Genomic DNA, 15,786 nt, shown 5'->3' on the forward strand with positions numbered 1-15,786 from the left:
GTTACTATGCTTTCATTCAAAATATATGAAAATAAATAAATATAATAGTCTGGTTTTTGCGATGTTATTTGGGTTTGGCTTATCTGGCCAGGCGCAGGCAAAGAAATGGACCTTGGAAGAATGTGTTCGTTATGCATTAGAAAATAATATTACGATAAAGTTGTCAGAACTGGATGTTCAAAATGCAGCGATTGACAAAAGGGCTGCCTTTGGAAGTTATCTTCCGTCAGTAAGTGGTAATGCATCACATTCCTGGAACATTGGTTTGAATCAGGATCTTACAACCGGTCTTTTGCGTAATCAAACGACACAGTACTCTTCTGTAGGTTTAAGTGCGGGAGTTGATATTTATAAAGGTTTGCAAATTCAAAATACGTATAGAAGAACAAAACTTGCCATCATAGCTTCACAATATCAATTGCTGAAAATTCAGGAAGATATTTCACTGAATGTGGCCAATGCCTTCCTTCAGATCCTTTCGAATAAAGAAGATTTAAAAATAAAACAAGAACAGCTAACCATTGATGAAAAACGTTTGGCACGTTCTGAAGAAATGGTTAATGCCGGGACTATTCCCAGAGGTGATTTGTTTGATTTAAAAGCAACTGTGGCAACTGACAAACAAAATATCACCGTTTCAGAAAATAATTTCTTAATCTCAAAATTGAGTTTGGCCCAACTTTTACAACTAAAAGAATTTACAGATTTTGATGTGGTAGATGATACTAACGCAAAAGATGAAAATAACATTATGGCTCAAACTCCGGATGAGATTTACAACAAAGCAAAAGAAACAAGAACTGAACTAAAACTGGCGCAAACCAATCTTGAAATTGCACAGAAAAGTGTTACTATTGCAAAAGGAGCTTATCAGCCAACATTAAGAGGATTCTATGGATTCGATACCAGAGCGAGTTACAGTGACCGAACCAGACTGGATGAAAATAATAAACCCTATTCTGTAGGGCCGGATCCAATATTTAAACAGTTCAGTGATAATAAAGGACATAATTTTGGTTTTCGTTTAGATGTGCCAATTTTTAATGGTTTTTCAATTCGAAATAATGTAGAGCGCAGTAAAGTAAGTTTAGAAAAATCTAAAATAGATTTAGAGCAAAAAAGTTTAGATTTGCAACGTAATGTTTATACAGCTTTTACAAATGCGAAAGGAGCTTTAAATACTTACGAATCGTCTACCGTAACATTAGAAGCAAGACAGCAGGCCTATAACTATGCGAAAGAAAAGTATGATGTAGGTTTAATGAATTCTTTTGATTTTACTCAGGCACAAACATTGTTAACAAATGCGCAGTCCGATGTGATCCGAACAAAATACGATTACATATTTAAAATAAAAATATTAGAATTCTACTTTGGAATTCCAATTGTTCCAATTGTTACAAAATAATTTATTATGTCTAAAAAAACGATTTATCTTTTAGTAGGTGGCGCAGTAGTGCTTATAGCAGTTTTAGTTGGTCTTTCGAAAGCAGGAGTTATTGGGAATAAGGATGAAGGAACAGAAGTAGAAATTTCAAAAGTAGTAGCTTCAACAATTGTTGAAACAGTTTCTGCCACGGGTAAAATCCAACCTGAGATAGAAGTTAAATTATCGTCAATGGTTTCGGGTGAAATTATTGCGTTAAACGTAAAAGAAGGTCAGGTGGTTAAAAAAGGAGATTTATTGGTAAAAATAAACCCTGATTTGTATACCTCAGGTTTAGAACGTTCTGTTGCTAACTTGTCTGGTACTAAGGCTGGTTTAACACAGTCCCAGGCTAGTTTTAAAGAAGCAAAGGCAAGTTACGATCGTAATAAAACGCTATATGAAAAGGGAGTAATCTCAAAATCGGATTGGGATAAAGCAATTTCGACTTATGAAGTAGCCAAGGCGACCCAACAAAATGCGTATTATAATGTTAAGAGCGCTTCGGCATCAGTAACAGAAGCCAGAGACAATTTAGGACGTACTTTAATTTATGCTCCTGCTGATGGAACAATTTCAGTTTTAAATGTTGAATTGGGAGAGCGTGTTTTGGGAACGCAGCAAATGGCAGGAACAGAGCTTTTGCGTGTGGCGAACCTTAACAATATGGAAGTAGAAGTGGATGTAAACGAAAATGATATCGTTAAAGTAAAAATTGGCGATGAAGCAAACGTTGAAGTTGATGCCTATTTAAAAAAGAAATTTAAAGGTACTGTAACTAGTATTTCTAATTCTGCGAGTACAGCGTTAACTTCAGATCAGGTGACGAACTTTAAAGTGAAAGTGCGTATCCTGAAAGAATCTTATCAAGACTTACTGGAAGGACAACCCAATACCTATTCACCTTTCAGACCCGGAATGACCGCTACAGTCGATATTATTACCAAAACTAAAAAGAATGTTTTGGCAGTGCCTATTAGTTCAGTTGTTGTGAAATCAGATACTACTGCCGTAAAAGACTTTAAAGTAGATGATCCGAACGAAGACAAAAAAGCAGCTCCGAAAAGCGATAAGAAGTTTGAGTGTGTTTTTGTAAGAGTAAGAGATAAGGCTAAAATAAGAGTTATTAAAACGGGTATTCAGGACGATACTAATATCGAGGTAATGTCAGGACTAAAATCGGGAGATGTTGTGATCACAGGGCCCTATACTACCGTTTCTAAAGATTTAAATTCTGGAGATAAAGTAAAGCTTAAAACAGCAGATGCTCCTAAGAAATAATTTATATTACTATCAATTTTAAAAATACACACATTGTCTTTTATTCTCAATATTGAAACAGCTACTAAAAATTGCTCCGTATCCATTGCTAAAAATGGAGAAACAATTATATGCAGGGAAATAGCCGAAGAAGGTTATTCGCACGCCGAAAAACTACATGTTTTTATCGAAGAAGTAATTGCTGAAGCGGGTATCGCAGTTGAGGATTTGGTGGCTGTTGCTGTGAGCCAGGGACCAGGTTCTTATACCGGCCTGCGCATTGGTGTTTCGGCAGCCAAAGGATTATGTTTTGCTTTAAACATTCCGTTGATTGCGGTTGATACTTTACAAACCTTGGCGTCACAGGCCAAAGTTGCCGAAGGAAAAATTATTCCGATGCTCGATGCCAGAAGAATGGAAGTTTATAGTGAAGTGTTTACAGCGGATTTAAAAGTAGAAAGAACGATTCAGGCTGAAGTTATTACTGAAGACTCTTTTAAAGAGTATACAGAGGCTGTTTATTTTGTGGGAGATTGCGCCGATAAATGTAAAACAGTTTTAACCCAGCCGAATTTTGTTTTTTTAGAAGAGATCAGATATCCTTCTGCTGCTGCAATGAGTAAAATCAGTTATGATAAATATCAAAAAAGCGACACTGTTGATGTCGCTTATTTTGAACCTTACTATTTAAAAGATTTTATGATGGCGCCTCCATCAAAAAAAGGCTAAAACCTTTTTATTTTTGAAGTGTATACGGCTGAACTGAAATTCCGGCTTCATCTAAAGCTGCTTTGCAATTTTCTAAAGTCTCAGAAAAGACAGCTCCGTAATTAGCATTTTTTGCCCATGGACGTACTGCGAACTCTACTGAACTGGCTGTTAGGTTTTTAACAAAAACTTCTGCGGCAGGCTTTTTAAGCACTTTCGGATTGTTGTTTAAAACGTTCAGCAGAATGTCTTTTGCCTTTTTGATATCAGAATCATAAGAAACGGCAAAAGTAAGATCTGCTCTACGTTCCCCCTGCATCGAATAATTGATAATCGTTCCGTTTGATAAAGCCCCATTAGGCACAAAAACTGTTTGATTGTTGGCTGTTAACATCTTGGTTACAAAAATCTGAATTTCTACCACTGTCGCAATAATTCCACCCGAGGTTTCGATTGTATCGCCAACTTTGAAAGGTTTGAAAACAATAATTAGCATTCCTCCTGCAAAGTTTGAAAGTGACCCTTGCAAAGACAAACCTACCGCAAGTCCCATGGCTCCTAATATGGCAACAAAGGATGACGTTTCTATACCCAATTTTGAAATAAAAGTCACAAACAATAAAATTCGGAGTGCCCAAATTAAGATGTCAGAAAGGAATCGGGTTAAAGTAGGATCCAAATTTCTTTGCACCATTATTTTTGTAATGATTCTGTTTATTAATCTGATGGCATAGATTCCGACAAATAAAATGATGAATGCCGAGATTAATTTTGGAGAATAATCAATTAATACGTTAATAAATTTAGTAGCATAATTGCTAATCTGTTCTGAATTGTACATATTTTTAGAATAAAAAAACCTTCCCAAAGAGAAGGTATATTAGTTTTGCAAATATAAAGATATTTCCCGGTATAAGAAAAAGGAGTTTTATTCCTTCTTAGGAGCTTCGTCAATAACTTCATCTGCTTTAGTGACTGCTTTTTCGCTGATATCGGCTACAGTTTCTGAAACAATTGTCTTGGTTTCCCCGGTAAGTTCACTTGTTTTTTCTTTTACGGTATCGATTACATCGCCTATAGAGTCGGACGCTTTCTCAACATATTCGCTAACAATGTCTTTCGCCTGGTGCGCATACTCCGTTGCCGTTTCAATCAGTGGCTCTGATGCTTCTTTGGCTTTTGTGAAAGTTTCTTCGGCAAAGGTCTCTGCTTTATCAATATAGGGAGCAGCAGCTTCTTTGGCCTGTTCAAAAGTAGTTTCGGCCTGGTGTGCCAAATCAGTAGCAGAATCTTTGGCTGTGCCAAACAAATTCTTAAAGAATGAAGATAATCCCATAGTTTTGATATTGATTAGTTTAGAATACAATATTAACTATTTTTAAAGAATTACAACATTTTTACAGTAATAATTTGTTGATAATAAGTGAGATATGTTTTTTTATAAAAAAAGCGCCTACCATTGACAGACGCTTTTTGTTCTTTTTATCGTATAAAAAAATTAAGCATTTAAAGCTTCTACTTTAATCCCTTCATCGTTTAACATGCTTTTCAGCATATTTTCGATTCCACTTTTTAAAGTGAAAGTAGAAGATGGGCAACCACTACAAGCTCCTTGTAGAATTACCTTTACTGTTTTATCCTCTTCATTATAAGAGTCAAAAGCAATATTTCCACCGTCAGCAGCAACTGCAGGTTTTACATACTCCTCTAGAATGTTTATGATTTGTTGTGAGGTAACATCTAATTTATCAAAAGCTTCGTCTTTTGTAATATCATTTTTAGTGGCTACTTCAATAAGGCTTTCGTCTAAAACAGTTCCTCCATTTTCAATAAACTGCTTAATAAAAGTTCTTACTTCAAGCGTAATTTCCTGCCAGTCGTTGATGTCGTATTTGGTTACCGAAATGTAGTTTTCATCAATAAAAACTTCTTTCACATACGGAAATTTGAATAATTCTTTGGCTAATGGAGAAGAAGCAGTCTGATCGATGTTTTTATACTCAACAGCATTTCTGGTCAGCATTCTGCTCACCACAAATTTTAGAGCTGCAGGATTTGGAGTTGTTTCTCCATAAACCGTAATAGGTTGCTTTTTGGCTTGGGTTTCTTCAACTTTAATGATTACGCCTCCCTTGTCTACAAATGATGTAATTTGTTCCGCAACAGCGTCTTTTACATCGTCCCATTCTACAATACTATATCTTTTGATTGCGATAAAGTTTCCTGAAATATAAACGGTTTTTACGAACGGTAAATAGAATAATTGTTGTGCTAAAGGAGATGCTTGTGCTTCGTCAATATTTTTGAATTCAAAACTTTGATTCTGAGTAATGAAATCCTCAAATTCGAATTTTAATATCGTAGGATTCTGAGTTTCTTTTATGGTGATTTTTGTCATGATTTGTAATTTTTCACAAATTTACTAAAGTTATTTTCTACTAATACCTATATTTGATTTTTTAATAAAATAATTAAGACTCTTTTCAAATTAATCGTATTAAATTAGAAGAGTGTAAAATATATTCGGTCAATATTGTCTTTATGAAATTTAGAATCAGGGTTTTATTGTTTTTTCTAATTGCATCAGCCTATTCTTATTCACAAGAAGGAATACCGGTTTACTCTGATTATTTGTCAGATAATTATTATTTGATTCATCCGTCGATGGTAGGAGCGGCAAATTGTGCCAAAATAAGGCTGACCGCCAGGAAACAATGGTTTGGTCAGGAAGATGCTCCATCTTTGCAAACTTTGACTTTTAATGGCAGGATAGGAGAACGATCTGGTGCCGGGATTATTGTTTTTAATGATAAAAACGGTTACCATTCTCAAAAAGGGATAAAACTTACCTATGCGCATCATATTATGTTTTCAAGGGATGAATTTGATTTAAATCAGTTGTCATTTGGTATTAGTGGAGGAGTGATTCAGAGTCAATTGGATGAAACTAAATTTGGAAGTACTTTTGATCCAATCGTTTTCGGTTCCATTCAAAAAGATTCGTACTTTAATGTTGATATTGGAGCATCGTACAATTATCTTGATTTTTATGCTCATGCAACGGTTCAGGGGCTGCTGGAAACTAGAAGAGAATTATATACAGAATATGAGAGTAATAATCTGAGAAAATTTCTGTTAAGCGCAGGATATGTTTTTGGAAAAAAAAGTAAAGTAACCTGGGAACCTTCGGTATTGTTTCAGGTGTTCGATAAAACCAAAGAAAAATCTATTGACGTAAATCTTAAAGCATACAAAAATATGGACTTTGGAAGTTTATGGGCTGCCTTGTCTTACCGAAAAAGTTTTAACGGTACGCAATACAGCAGTACAAGTGGAGTAGCTGCACAAAAGCTGCAATATATTACACCGATCATTGGTGTAAACTATAAAAATTTTATGTTTGCCTACACTTATTCGCAAGTTACAGGCGATGTGAAATTTGATACAGGTGGTTATCACCAAATTACGCTGGGAATCAATTTATTTTGTAAAAAGGAACGTTACGACTGTAATTGTCCTGCAATTAACTAAAAAAATAGTATGCTAATTAAATCTGTAAATGGAAAAACACCTTTGATTCCAGAGGATTGTTATGTTGCTGAAAATGCTACAATTGTGGGTGAAGTTACTTTTGGAGCTTCTTGCAGTGTTTGGTTTAACGCCGTTATTCGCGGTGATGTTAACTTTATTACAATTGGAAATAAGGTGAATATTCAGGATGGGGCTGTTATTCATTGTACTTATCAAAAACACCCTACTATTATAGGAAATAATGTCTCGATAGGACATAATGCTATTGTTCATGGCTGTACGATTCACGATAATGTTTTGATCGGGATGGGTGCTATCGTTATGGACAATTGTGTTGTCGAAAGCAACTCAATTATTGCGGCTGGTGCTGTTGTTACCCAAAATACAGTAATTACTTCAGGAAGTATTTATGCGGGTGTTCCGGCTAAAAAAGTCAAGGACATCGATCAGTCAGATTTTGCAGGTGAAATTGAACGTATTTCAAACAATTACGTAATGTATTCCGGTTGGTTTAAAAATGAAGAATAAAAAAAATAATCAAAAAAATAGAAATTCCAAATTTCAAGGTTTGACACTTTTGGAATTTGGAATTTCTATTTTTGGAATTTAATAAATTATAAATTTATCCTTTCGAAAAAAGCTGTTTTATAACTTTCGCTAATTGGAATTCGTTTGTCACTAATCAAAACTTTATTTTTTTGAATGGATTTTACATGTTTTATATTGATGATATAAGAGCGGTGAATTCGCGAAAAACCTTTGTTTGAAAGCAGGTTTTCAAGTTTGATTAAACTAATTAGGGTAAGTGTAAATTTATTATCAATAGTATATATTTTTACGTAATCTTTAAGTCCTTCGATAAATAGTATATCAGAAAAATTCATTTTTACATTTTCGTATTCTGCTCTTACGAACATAAAATCCTGTTCTGTTTCAGCTCCGGCAGTGTTTTCAGAAATAGCCTGAACCGTTGTGGCCGGGTGTAAAACCTGCTGTGCCCGTACGACCGATTTTAGAAAACGATGGAACGGAATGGGTTTTACCAGATAATCTACTGCACCCAGATTAAAACCTTCTACAGCATAATCAGAAAAAGCGGTTGTAAAAATAACCAAGGGTTTCTTTTCAATCGTATTTAAAAAATCAATTCCGGAGAAATGGGGCATCTGTATGTCCAGAAAAATCAAATCAACATTGTTTTGATTGATAAAAGAAACAGCATCAATAGCATTGTTAAAAGTATGGACTAATTCCAGAGAATCTACTTTTCGAACAAAATCTTCCAGTAACTCAACCGCTAAAGGTTCATCGTCTATAATTACACATTTCATCTGCTGAAGTTTTAATTTTAAAAATTTTGTTTAGAGCCAAAAGTACTTTTAAACCAGTAAAATAAGTTTTAAAATTATCATAAAATACGGGCCATATTTTAAATGCCTCTTCTGTCTTCGGGGTCTTGTTATGAGGGAATTTTTTATGAAATTGTAATTCATCATATTCAATTAATTGCAGTTTGAATTTTATCTAATTCCAGATTCAAATGCACACGAAAATATTTGTCATCCTGCGTTATATCAAGTTTGTGCGCATTGGGATAGAGTAAATCCAGGCGGTTTTGGATATTCACTAATCCGATACCTGAATTTCCGGGATCTTTAATATAGTTTTCAATTGTATTTTCGATCCAGAAATCCAGACTGCTGTTCAGAATGAATATCTTAATTTTAACATGGGCTGCACCTTTATAATCTGTTCCGTATTTGAATGCATTTTCGACAAACGAAATCAATAACAGGGGCTCAATAAACTTGTTTCTGGTGTCTCCATGAACATTGATAACGATGTCTTCAATATTGTTTAATCTTAGTTTTTGTAGTTCAATGTAGTTTTGGATATAATTGATTTCTTTTTCTAAATCAACTGTTTTATTATCGGTTTCATACAGCATATACCGCATTAGTTCAGATAAGGTAACGATGGCATCAGGAACTAAATCAGATTTTTTGTGTGCCAGAGAATAAATACTATTTAAAGAATTGAATAAAAAATGCGGATTGGTTTGTTTGCGCAAATAAATTAATTCTGTATTTGTTCGATGGGTTTCGGCAATTAATTTGTTTTGCTGATTGTTGTAAAATTCTGTCAGTGTTCTGATAATAGCACTGATGGTGATGATTAAAATATAAAAAAAAGAGGGGCCAATTTTAAAAAACAAAGGCTGTCTTGTCGCTAAGACCGCTCTTACTCTTGTTCCTCTGTACATTAATTTAAGATCTCCAGGAGGAGGTAAATTTTTTAGAGGTCTTGCCTGACTAAAATCAGGAATAAAATAATTGATTCTGATAATCATAAAAAGCAAAATCAGGACAAATACAAACACAAAATAGAGCCAGTATTTTTTCTCTAGAAGTAAAACAGGAACCAGATAAAAATAGTTCAGATAAAACAAAACAATTCCCGTACTCCACTGCACATAAAAATCAGTACTGACTTTAAACGGACTTTCATAAAATTGAATTAATGAAGTCAGAATAAAGAAAACCCAGATGATAGCATGAAGCAAAATTTTGTTTGAACTTGTATTTCTGATTGTATCGAGTTTCATTTATAATTTTATTTTTAATAAAATTAAATCATTTTTGGTTACTGTTGGCGATCTATTTTGATTGAGCCTGATTACGACTAAATTTGCCACTTTTAAAGCATCACTTTCTGTTACAAAACTTTTAGAGTCGTTAATGACGGGAATAATAGCCTGCTTGATAATGATTTTGTTCTTTAAAGCAATCGAATAACCCCAACCTGACGTAGTTTTGAAGGCTTCGATTTTAAAAGTTTCATTTTTCGCACAGGCTAAAAATTGTAAAATGAGTATCATAAGTAATACATTCTTCCAGATTTTACTCCAGAAGAACTGCATTTTTATTTTAGTTGTCATCACTTGTTTGCTCCTCTAAAGGTTTAAATTCCCAGGCATCGTCAAAATAAGTGGAGCCTGTTCTTCCCAACATATAAAAACCACGATTGTTGATCGCAAAACCTACAGCATCTGTTCGGCTGGCGCCTTCCATGGGTGTTTTTTCTGCCCATAAATCGGTAGTTGGATTATACTCCCAGATCGTTTTGATGTTTTCACCGCCTACAACATATCCTAAACCGTTCATTGTAAAACTTGAGGCATTTGAGCGAACAATAGCATAATCGTCATTGTAAGAGTTGTCATCATCGGTATCTTTATCGATGTCGCGTTTTCTGGTCCACACATCGGTTGCGGGATTAAATTCCCAAAAGTCTTCCTGATAAACACCGTTATTACTTCCTGTTCCAAGATAAACTTTATCGGCAATTACAAAAGCAGTTGCGTTACGTCTTTTATTTCCGCTAAAACCATTTACAAGAGTCCAGGCATTGGTCTGGTCGTTGTATTGATAGAAATCTTTCAGATAATTTCCGTCATAACCAGTCCCAAAATAAGCTTTTCCACCGGCCTGAAAACCTACTGCTGCGTAACGGCCCGTTCCGGCGAAATCAGTTTTTTGAGTCCAGGTATTGTTGGTGGGATTGTACTGATAAAAGTCTTTTAATTTATTCGTTCCGTCATAGCCCAAACCAATATAACCTTTTTGATTTAGAGCAAAAGCCGAGGCAGAACTTCTTCCGATGCCTGGGAAATCAGCTTTTTGTTCCCAGTAATCTCCGGTCGAATTGTAAGACCATAAATCTTTTAAATAGACATCTCCGGTATAACCTGTTGTTACATAAGCATAATCGCCAATTACAAAACTAGTTGCACTGGATCTGGCAGGTCCGTCAAATGCGGACTTTTTAATCCAGTTTCCTATTAAATCTTCGTCGCTATCGTTGCTGCAGCCTATGAAAAAGAGGCTTGAAAACAACGCTGCGAATACTATTCCTTTTTTAAAATTATTCATAATGTATTAAGTTTATTTAGTGTTTGTATTTGATGCCAATTCCCAAGACATATCCGTTACCAGGATTAAAATCGTAGACTTTATGATTGTCTCTGTCAATCAGGTTGTATTTTTTGTTAAAATCATATCCGGCTTTAAAATTGAGAAACCAGTTTTCGTCTACATTTCTTTCATATTCAAATGCTGTAGTCATTTGTGATAAAGTAGTTTTTACAGCATTGTTAATCGATTGATTTGTGGCATTTAAATGATAAAAACTACCATTAAAACTATTGGTCAGTCTAAATTTGTTGCGGACAGTATTCGAGTAGGTAATCTTTGAATCCGGAAAACCAATTTGCAAACTGTTTTCATTGTTAAATGTATAGAGGAAAGACACTATAGGTAAGAACTTAGCATTGCCCAGTGCAGTCGATCTCGCAATTCCAATCTTAAGGCTTGCTCGTGAATTGAACTGTTGACTCATTTCTAAACTTCCCAAAAGAGAAAGATCGCTCAGATCCGCATTACTTTGAAAATTTAGCGTTGGGGTAATCAAAAAATTCAAATTCATTGTATTTGAAAGATCATGTGAAATCTCAAATTTGTTTTGAATTTGATTGAATTGTTCTTCATCTTCTCTCGTTTTGTAACTCTCTAATTCATAATTCGCACTCAGATTCGAATATTCTAATGTGTTTGTTATTTTGGTTTTACCATCCAATTTATTGCTGTAGAAAATGTCAATACTGCTTTGGGTGAAATCAATTTTATTTGTTGGTTCCGTTTTTAAACTAAGGTTAATTTCAATTTGCTCCTGAGCTTTCATACTAAAAAACGAAATCAACAGAATCGAACTAATTAGGATTCTTATTTTCATTGTTTATTTATTGGTTCAAAAGTAGGAGGCTAATAGTTTTAAAAAAAAGAAGATATATGTATGGCTATTTTTGATAGACTAAACAGCCGTTTTTACGGCTGAATAGGGTATTGACTGGTGATTGATCTGTTATAGATGATTTATGGCTGTTTATAGTGCAAAAAAGCAGGACTGTATATGTTATGATGCAGCGCGAAAGAGGGGCGTTTATATTTGTTCAAAAAATTAGATTATGCACAAGTATATATTGATGTTGTTTTTAGCGATCGGCCTGTTTTCATGCGGAACCGATTCGGATGCAGGCGAGTTTGTGGTTGGATCCGATTATCTGGCTGTAGGTAATAAGGTTATTTTGATTGATACCATGAGTGTAGAGGTGTCAACAATAAACTTTGACTCTTTGGTTACTTCCAATCAAAAGCGGATTTTGGTTGGGAATTATGAAGACCCGATTTATGGAAAAGTAAAATCGAACAGTTATTTTCAACTGGCTTCAGATTCTTATACTTTAAAAAATGACGGATCTGATACGGAAACTACCAACTATGTTTTTGATTCCATTTCGATGATTCTTAAATACGATAAGTACTATTATGGGGATACCACCAGAGTGCAAACATTTCATATTCATCGACTGATTCAGAAAGTAAAACCCAATACTGAGAATTACAATTTTTATAACAATTCGGTTTTAAGTTATAGTGATGAAAGTCTGGGCGCTATTTCATTCAAACCCAGACCAGTTGAGAAGGATTCTGTTAATATTAAGATGAGCAGTGCTTTTGGAGCCGCACTTTTTCAGAAACTCAAGAAGAGAGAAATCACAGATTTTGATAGTTTTAATGAATATTTAAAAGGGCTAGTTCTTGTTCCGTCTACTTCAAATTCAGGAAGTGTTATTGGCTTTCATGTGGCGACGAGTAAAGTGCGGCTGTATTATTCAAAATATCAGGCAAATACTGAGGAAATTCCGTACATCATTGATTTTGAAATTTCAGATGCACAAAAGCAATTTAATTCTATTTCTTCGGATAAAACCGGGACAATAATTCAAAATTTGCCGGCCTCGAATAGTAAATTATCAAGTTCATTGACCAATCGACAGGGGTTTATTCAAGCTGGTACCGGAGTCGCTTGTAGGATTGATTTTCCAAACATTAAACAATTGAAGAATATTTCGGCTAATGGGGCAATTGTTGATGCGCAATTGGTTCTAAAAGCGGTTAACAATACCTACTCAGAAAAATACCCACTGGCAGATTCTTTAAAAATTTATGTAAGCGACAACTTAAACCGAATTAGTACTTCATTGGTCAATTCAGCCGGAACTGCAGTATTTGGTCTTTTGAATAAGAAGAGTGATGAGTTTAATGAAAATGTTGGTTATTCGATTCCGATTGGTTATTTCCTGCAGAAAGAAATGTTGAAACAATCTAATATCAGGTCCTCTCTTATTCTCACCTTACCCGGAATTTCCAAAACAGTGAATCGGATTGTTTTAGGTGATCAAAAACATTTGAACAATAAACTTCAGCTTAAAATTTATTACATCTCTTATTAAATGAAAACTAAAATTATCTGTTTAAGCTGTCTCATTTTGATGTCGCTTACTTCGTTTTCTCAAAGTATTTCAAGTTCTCCTTATTCGTTATATGGTCTAGGAAGTGTGTATGACTCCGATTTTGGAGATATTCCGTCTATTGGATCTTCGGGAATTGCTTTACCGTCTGCTACTTTTATCAATAATCTAAATCCAGCTTCCTTAGGGTATCTGCCACAGTACCATTTTATGTTTGATATTGGAGGAAAAGCCATTTCGACCACTTATCAAGGCAGTTCACGAAGCGAAAGTCGTAATAATTTTCAATTTTCACATTTGGCGTTTGCTTTTCCGGTAACTAAAAATTCAGGATTTACTATCGCGATACGTCCATACTCGAGTGCGGCTTTTAAAATTTCGAACTTAAAATTACCAATAGGAAACAGTCAGGATTTTTATTATTTAACTGCGGCAGGTTCCGGCGGATTAAATAATTTAGATTTGTCTTATGGCTACCGATTCGGTAAGAAATTATCCGTTGGAGCTTCGGCATCTGTGCTGTTTGGAAATACAACCGACAACAGAAGTTTTTTAATCATGAATTCCGTCACAAGCATTCAAAAAAAAACAAATTACAATGGTCTGCGTGCAACATTAGGTGCTCAGTACCAAATTGATTCTACTTTTACCGTTGCAACAACTTTTAAAGTGCCAAGCCAGATAAAGGCGTCCAAAGTACAAACCGTTCAGACCATTGCCGATGATGTAGTGACAACAATAGAGTCTAATGTAGTTTCGGATACAGATGATTATTATATGCCTTTAGAAATGGGTATCGGAATCAGTAAGCGTTTTAGGAGCAATTTAAACATGACGCTGGATTATGAAAAAAGCCTGTGGGGTAATACCAATCAATCGGAATTGTACGGTAATTTTGTAAACCAGGATCGATTTGCTTTGGGATTTACCTACAGTGGGAGAAAAAATATCCGTAAATACTGGGATAGGGTTCAGTATGCTGCGGGAGCAAACTTTGATACCGGTTATCTGGAAATCGACGGAAAAAGAATCAACAATGCCGCAATTTCGATAGGGCTTACTTTACCCATCGAAAATACAAATTCATCTTTAAATATTTCTTATTCGTACGGACAAAGGGGAAGGATTTCGGATAATCTAATCAAAGAAAACTATCATAAAATATCTCTTAATTTATCTTTGGACGGAATTTGGTTCGTCAAACGAAAATTTGAATAAGGCTTTAAAAATCCTTTTCGATCACGGGATATTTGTATTCTAAAATCGATTTTAAAACTTCAGGATTTGAATTGACGTAAAATACAGGTTCACTTTTTGGGTTGGTGGTAAAACCAACTGTCTCACGCAGGATATTTTGCGTTTGTCTTGCAACAGCTTCTCCCGAATCAATGATGCGGATGTGTTCAGGAAGAATTTTTTTGATTTGCGGAATCAAATAGGGATAATGACTGCAGCCCAGAACAAGATAATCGATATTGGCATCAATCATAGGTTGTAGGTAGGATTCCAGTAATTGAGTCATTTCCGGAGAATATAAGTTCCCGTCTTCAATAAGCTGAACGAGTCCGTAGCCCACTTGCTCAATAATAGTAGTATGTTGGAACATTTCGGCAGTTTTATTAAACAATTCACTGTTTAAGGTTCCTTTGGTCGCTAATATTCCGATGACCTGTGTTTTCGAATTGGTGGCAGCCGGTTTAATAGCCGGTTCAATTCCGATAAAGGGAATATCATAATCAGCGCGAAGCTCACGAATTGCATTGGTTGTTGCCGTATTACAGGCTACAACAATTAGTTTACAGTTTTGTTCCAGTAAAAAATCAACATTTTTTTTACTTAAAGCAACAATCTCTTCTTTTGTTCTTTGACCGTAAGGAGCATTTTTACTGTCGGCTAAATAAATGGTCTTTTCGTTTGGAAGTAACTCATGAATGGCGTTCCAGATGGAAGTTCCTCCAATACCAGAATCAAAAACGCCTATAGGATTGTTGTTTGTCATAGTACAAATTTAATGTTTTTTGAAATAAATGCGGATGTCAATTAAAAGGAAATCTTAGGATGTTTTGTTTTTTTACTCGCAAAGACACCAAGACGCAAAATTTGTTTTTTGTGGTAGTGCTGATGAGGTTTTTACTGCGGTATGGTTTAGTCCCTATGGGACATCTTTGTTTTGTTTGAGTTTTTTGGTTACCGATATTTGACTCCTAAAGGAGTAGAGTATGGGATATATCTCGGAGAGATTACATGTTTGTGAACAAGTCTGTCTAATGTGGGGGTTCTGAAGGGATTAGATTGGGTTTGCCTTACTACATTTTCTTGTAGTATGGTTTAGTTGCTATGGGACATTTTTGTTTTTTGAGTTACCGATATTTGACTCCTAAAGGAGTAGAGTATGAAGGGGGATATATCGGAGAGATTACATGTTTGTGAACAAGTCTGTCTAATATGGATGTTCTGAAGGGCTTAGATTGGGTTTGCCTTACTACATTTT

Annotated in this window: 16 protein-coding genes; 7 read left to right on the plus strand and 9 right to left on the minus strand. The window is 34.9% G+C overall.

All coding sequences use genetic code 11. The annotated features are described in order from the left end of the window. Positions 1-25 precede the first annotated feature (25 nt). The 3 genes from FLA105534_RS07665 to tsaB are packed head-to-tail and all read left to right on the plus strand — an operon-like array spanning position 26 to position 3,415. Entirely contained in the window at positions 26-1,408 is a 1,383-nt protein-coding gene (locus tag FLA105534_RS07665) for a TolC family protein (RefSeq protein ID WP_173965434.1), read from the plus strand. Positions 1,409-1,414: 6 nt separating this feature from the next. Then, positions 1,415-2,707 carry an efflux RND transporter periplasmic adaptor subunit gene (locus FLA105534_RS07670; RefSeq protein ID WP_173965435.1) on the plus strand — a complete coding sequence of 431 codons (1,293 nt, stop codon included), beginning with the start codon at positions 1,415-1,417 and terminating at the stop codon, positions 2,705-2,707. Positions 2,708-2,740: 33 nt separating this feature from the next. Next, positions 2,741-3,415 carry a tRNA (adenosine(37)-N6)-threonylcarbamoyltransferase complex dimerization subunit type 1 TsaB gene (gene tsaB, locus FLA105534_RS07675; RefSeq protein WP_173965436.1) on the plus strand — a complete coding sequence of 225 codons (675 nt, stop codon included), beginning with the start codon at positions 2,741-2,743 and terminating at the stop codon, positions 3,413-3,415. Between the two features lie 7 nt (positions 3,416-3,422). On the opposite strand, the gene FLA105534_RS07680 is transcribed toward tsaB, so the two are convergent. The 3 genes from FLA105534_RS07680 to FLA105534_RS07690 all read right to left on the minus strand — a co-directional run bounded on the left by FLA105534_RS07680 (position 3,423) and on the right by FLA105534_RS07690 (position 5,792). Then, entirely contained in the window at positions 3,423-4,235 is an 813-nt protein-coding gene (locus FLA105534_RS07680; protein WP_173965437.1) for a mechanosensitive ion channel family protein, read from the minus strand. Positions 4,236-4,322: 87 nt separating this feature from the next. Further along, positions 4,323-4,730: a YtxH domain-containing protein gene (locus FLA105534_RS07685; protein WP_173965566.1), complete on the minus strand. Its 408-nt coding sequence runs from the start codon at positions 4,728-4,730 to the stop codon at positions 4,323-4,325. Between the two features lie 162 nt (positions 4,731-4,892). Continuing rightward, positions 4,893-5,792, minus strand: coding sequence for a NifU N-terminal domain-containing protein (locus tag FLA105534_RS07690; protein WP_173965438.1), 900 nt, complete (start codon positions 5,790-5,792; stop codon positions 4,893-4,895). Positions 5,793-5,935: 143 nt separating this feature from the next. Between FLA105534_RS07690 and FLA105534_RS07695 the strand changes: the two genes are divergently transcribed. Both FLA105534_RS07695 and FLA105534_RS07700 read left to right on the plus strand, forming a co-directional pair. After that, entirely contained in the window at positions 5,936-6,925 is a 990-nt protein-coding gene (locus tag FLA105534_RS07695; protein ID WP_173965439.1) for a PorP/SprF family type IX secretion system membrane protein, read from the plus strand. Positions 6,926-6,934: 9 nt separating this feature from the next. Further along, a complete protein-coding gene (locus FLA105534_RS07700; protein WP_173965440.1) occupies positions 6,935-7,453 on the plus strand; it encodes a gamma carbonic anhydrase family protein in 519 nt (172 codons plus the stop codon). 86 nt (positions 7,454-7,539) lie between these two features. On the opposite strand, the gene FLA105534_RS07705 is transcribed toward FLA105534_RS07700, so the two are convergent. From FLA105534_RS07705 to FLA105534_RS07725, 5 genes are all read right to left on the minus strand, one after another. Further along, positions 7,540-8,256, minus strand: a complete 717-nt coding sequence (locus tag FLA105534_RS07705) for a LytR/AlgR family response regulator transcription factor (RefSeq protein ID WP_173965441.1) — start codon at positions 8,254-8,256, stop codon at positions 7,540-7,542. A 167-nt stretch (positions 8,257-8,423) separates the two neighbouring features. Continuing rightward, entirely contained in the window at positions 8,424-9,530 is a 1,107-nt protein-coding gene (locus FLA105534_RS07710; RefSeq protein WP_173965442.1) for a sensor histidine kinase, read from the minus strand. Next, complete coding sequence (locus tag FLA105534_RS07715; protein ID WP_173965443.1) at positions 9,531-9,863, minus strand: DUF4907 domain-containing protein; 333 nt, start codon at positions 9,861-9,863, stop codon at positions 9,531-9,533. Then, positions 9,853-10,857 carry a Kelch repeat-containing protein gene (locus FLA105534_RS07720; protein WP_173965444.1) on the minus strand — a complete coding sequence of 335 codons (1,005 nt, stop codon included), beginning with the start codon at positions 10,855-10,857 and terminating at the stop codon, positions 9,853-9,855. Before FLA105534_RS07720 ends, FLA105534_RS07715 begins: the two co-directional genes overlap by 11 nt. A gap of 16 nt (positions 10,858-10,873) precedes the next feature. Continuing rightward, positions 10,874-11,716 carry a DUF6268 family outer membrane beta-barrel protein gene (locus FLA105534_RS07725; RefSeq protein ID WP_173965445.1) on the minus strand — a complete coding sequence of 281 codons (843 nt, stop codon included), beginning with the start codon at positions 11,714-11,716 and terminating at the stop codon, positions 10,874-10,876. 232 nt (positions 11,717-11,948) lie between these two features. Here FLA105534_RS07725 and FLA105534_RS07730 point away from each other — a divergent pair, with 232 nt between their 5' ends. Further along, entirely contained in the window at positions 11,949-13,277 is a 1,329-nt protein-coding gene (locus FLA105534_RS07730) for a DUF4270 family protein (RefSeq protein WP_246253192.1), read from the plus strand. Continuing rightward, positions 13,278-14,513: an aromatic hydrocarbon degradation protein gene (locus FLA105534_RS07735; RefSeq protein ID WP_173965446.1), complete on the plus strand. Its 1,236-nt coding sequence runs from the start codon at positions 13,278-13,280 to the stop codon at positions 14,511-14,513. A 4-nt stretch (positions 14,514-14,517) separates the two neighbouring features. Here the strand turns inward: FLA105534_RS07735 and murI are convergent, their stop codons facing one another. After that, entirely contained in the window at positions 14,518-15,294 is a 777-nt protein-coding gene (murI, locus tag FLA105534_RS07740; protein WP_173965447.1) for a glutamate racemase, read from the minus strand. Between the last annotated feature and the right edge of the window lie 492 nt (positions 15,295-15,786).

The organism is Flavobacterium collinsii, assembly GCF_902804485.1.
GTDB classification, from domain to species: Bacteria; Bacteroidota; Bacteroidia; order Flavobacteriales; family Flavobacteriaceae; genus Flavobacterium; species Flavobacterium collinsii.

Excerpts from the sequence above, each read along its gene's own strand:
- murI (WP_173965447.1), bottom strand. The coding sequence starts at position 15,294 with ATGACAAACAACAATCCTATAGGCGTTTTTGATTCTGGTATTGGAGGA.
- FLA105534_RS07715 (WP_173965443.1), bottom strand. The coding sequence starts at position 9,863 with ATGACAACTAAAATAAAAATGCAGTTCTTCTGGAGTAAAATCTGGAAG.
- FLA105534_RS07670 (WP_173965435.1), top strand. The coding sequence starts at position 1,415 with ATGTCTAAAAAAACGATTTATCTTTTAGTAGGTGGCGCAGTAGTGCTT.
- FLA105534_RS07695 (WP_173965439.1), top strand. The coding sequence starts at position 5,936 with ATGAAATTTAGAATCAGGGTTTTATTGTTTTTTCTAATTGCATCAGCC.
- FLA105534_RS07700 (WP_173965440.1), top strand. The coding sequence starts at position 6,935 with ATGCTAATTAAATCTGTAAATGGAAAAACACCTTTGATTCCAGAGGAT.
- FLA105534_RS07735 (WP_173965446.1), top strand. The coding sequence starts at position 13,278 with ATGAAAACTAAAATTATCTGTTTAAGCTGTCTCATTTTGATGTCGCTT.
- FLA105534_RS07685 (WP_173965566.1), bottom strand. The coding sequence starts at position 4,730 with ATGGGATTATCTTCATTCTTTAAGAATTTGTTTGGCACAGCCAAAGAT.
- FLA105534_RS07705 (WP_173965441.1), bottom strand. The coding sequence starts at position 8,256 with ATGAAATGTGTAATTATAGACGATGAACCTTTAGCGGTTGAGTTACTG.
- FLA105534_RS07730 (WP_246253192.1), top strand. The coding sequence starts at position 11,949 with ATGCACAAGTATATATTGATGTTGTTTTTAGCGATCGGCCTGTTTTCA.
- FLA105534_RS07680 (WP_173965437.1), bottom strand. The coding sequence starts at position 4,235 with ATGTACAATTCAGAACAGATTAGCAATTATGCTACTAAATTTATTAAC.
- FLA105534_RS07720 (WP_173965444.1), bottom strand. The coding sequence starts at position 10,857 with ATGAATAATTTTAAAAAAGGAATAGTATTCGCAGCGTTGTTTTCAAGC.
- FLA105534_RS07725 (WP_173965445.1), bottom strand. The coding sequence starts at position 11,716 with ATGAAAATAAGAATCCTAATTAGTTCGATTCTGTTGATTTCGTTTTTT.
- FLA105534_RS07665 (WP_173965434.1), top strand. The coding sequence starts at position 26 with ATGAAAATAAATAAATATAATAGTCTGGTTTTTGCGATGTTATTTGGG.
- FLA105534_RS07690 (WP_173965438.1), bottom strand. The coding sequence starts at position 5,792 with ATGACAAAAATCACCATAAAAGAAACTCAGAATCCTACGATATTAAAA.
- FLA105534_RS07710 (WP_173965442.1), bottom strand. The coding sequence starts at position 9,530 with ATGAAACTCGATACAATCAGAAATACAAGTTCAAACAAAATTTTGCTT.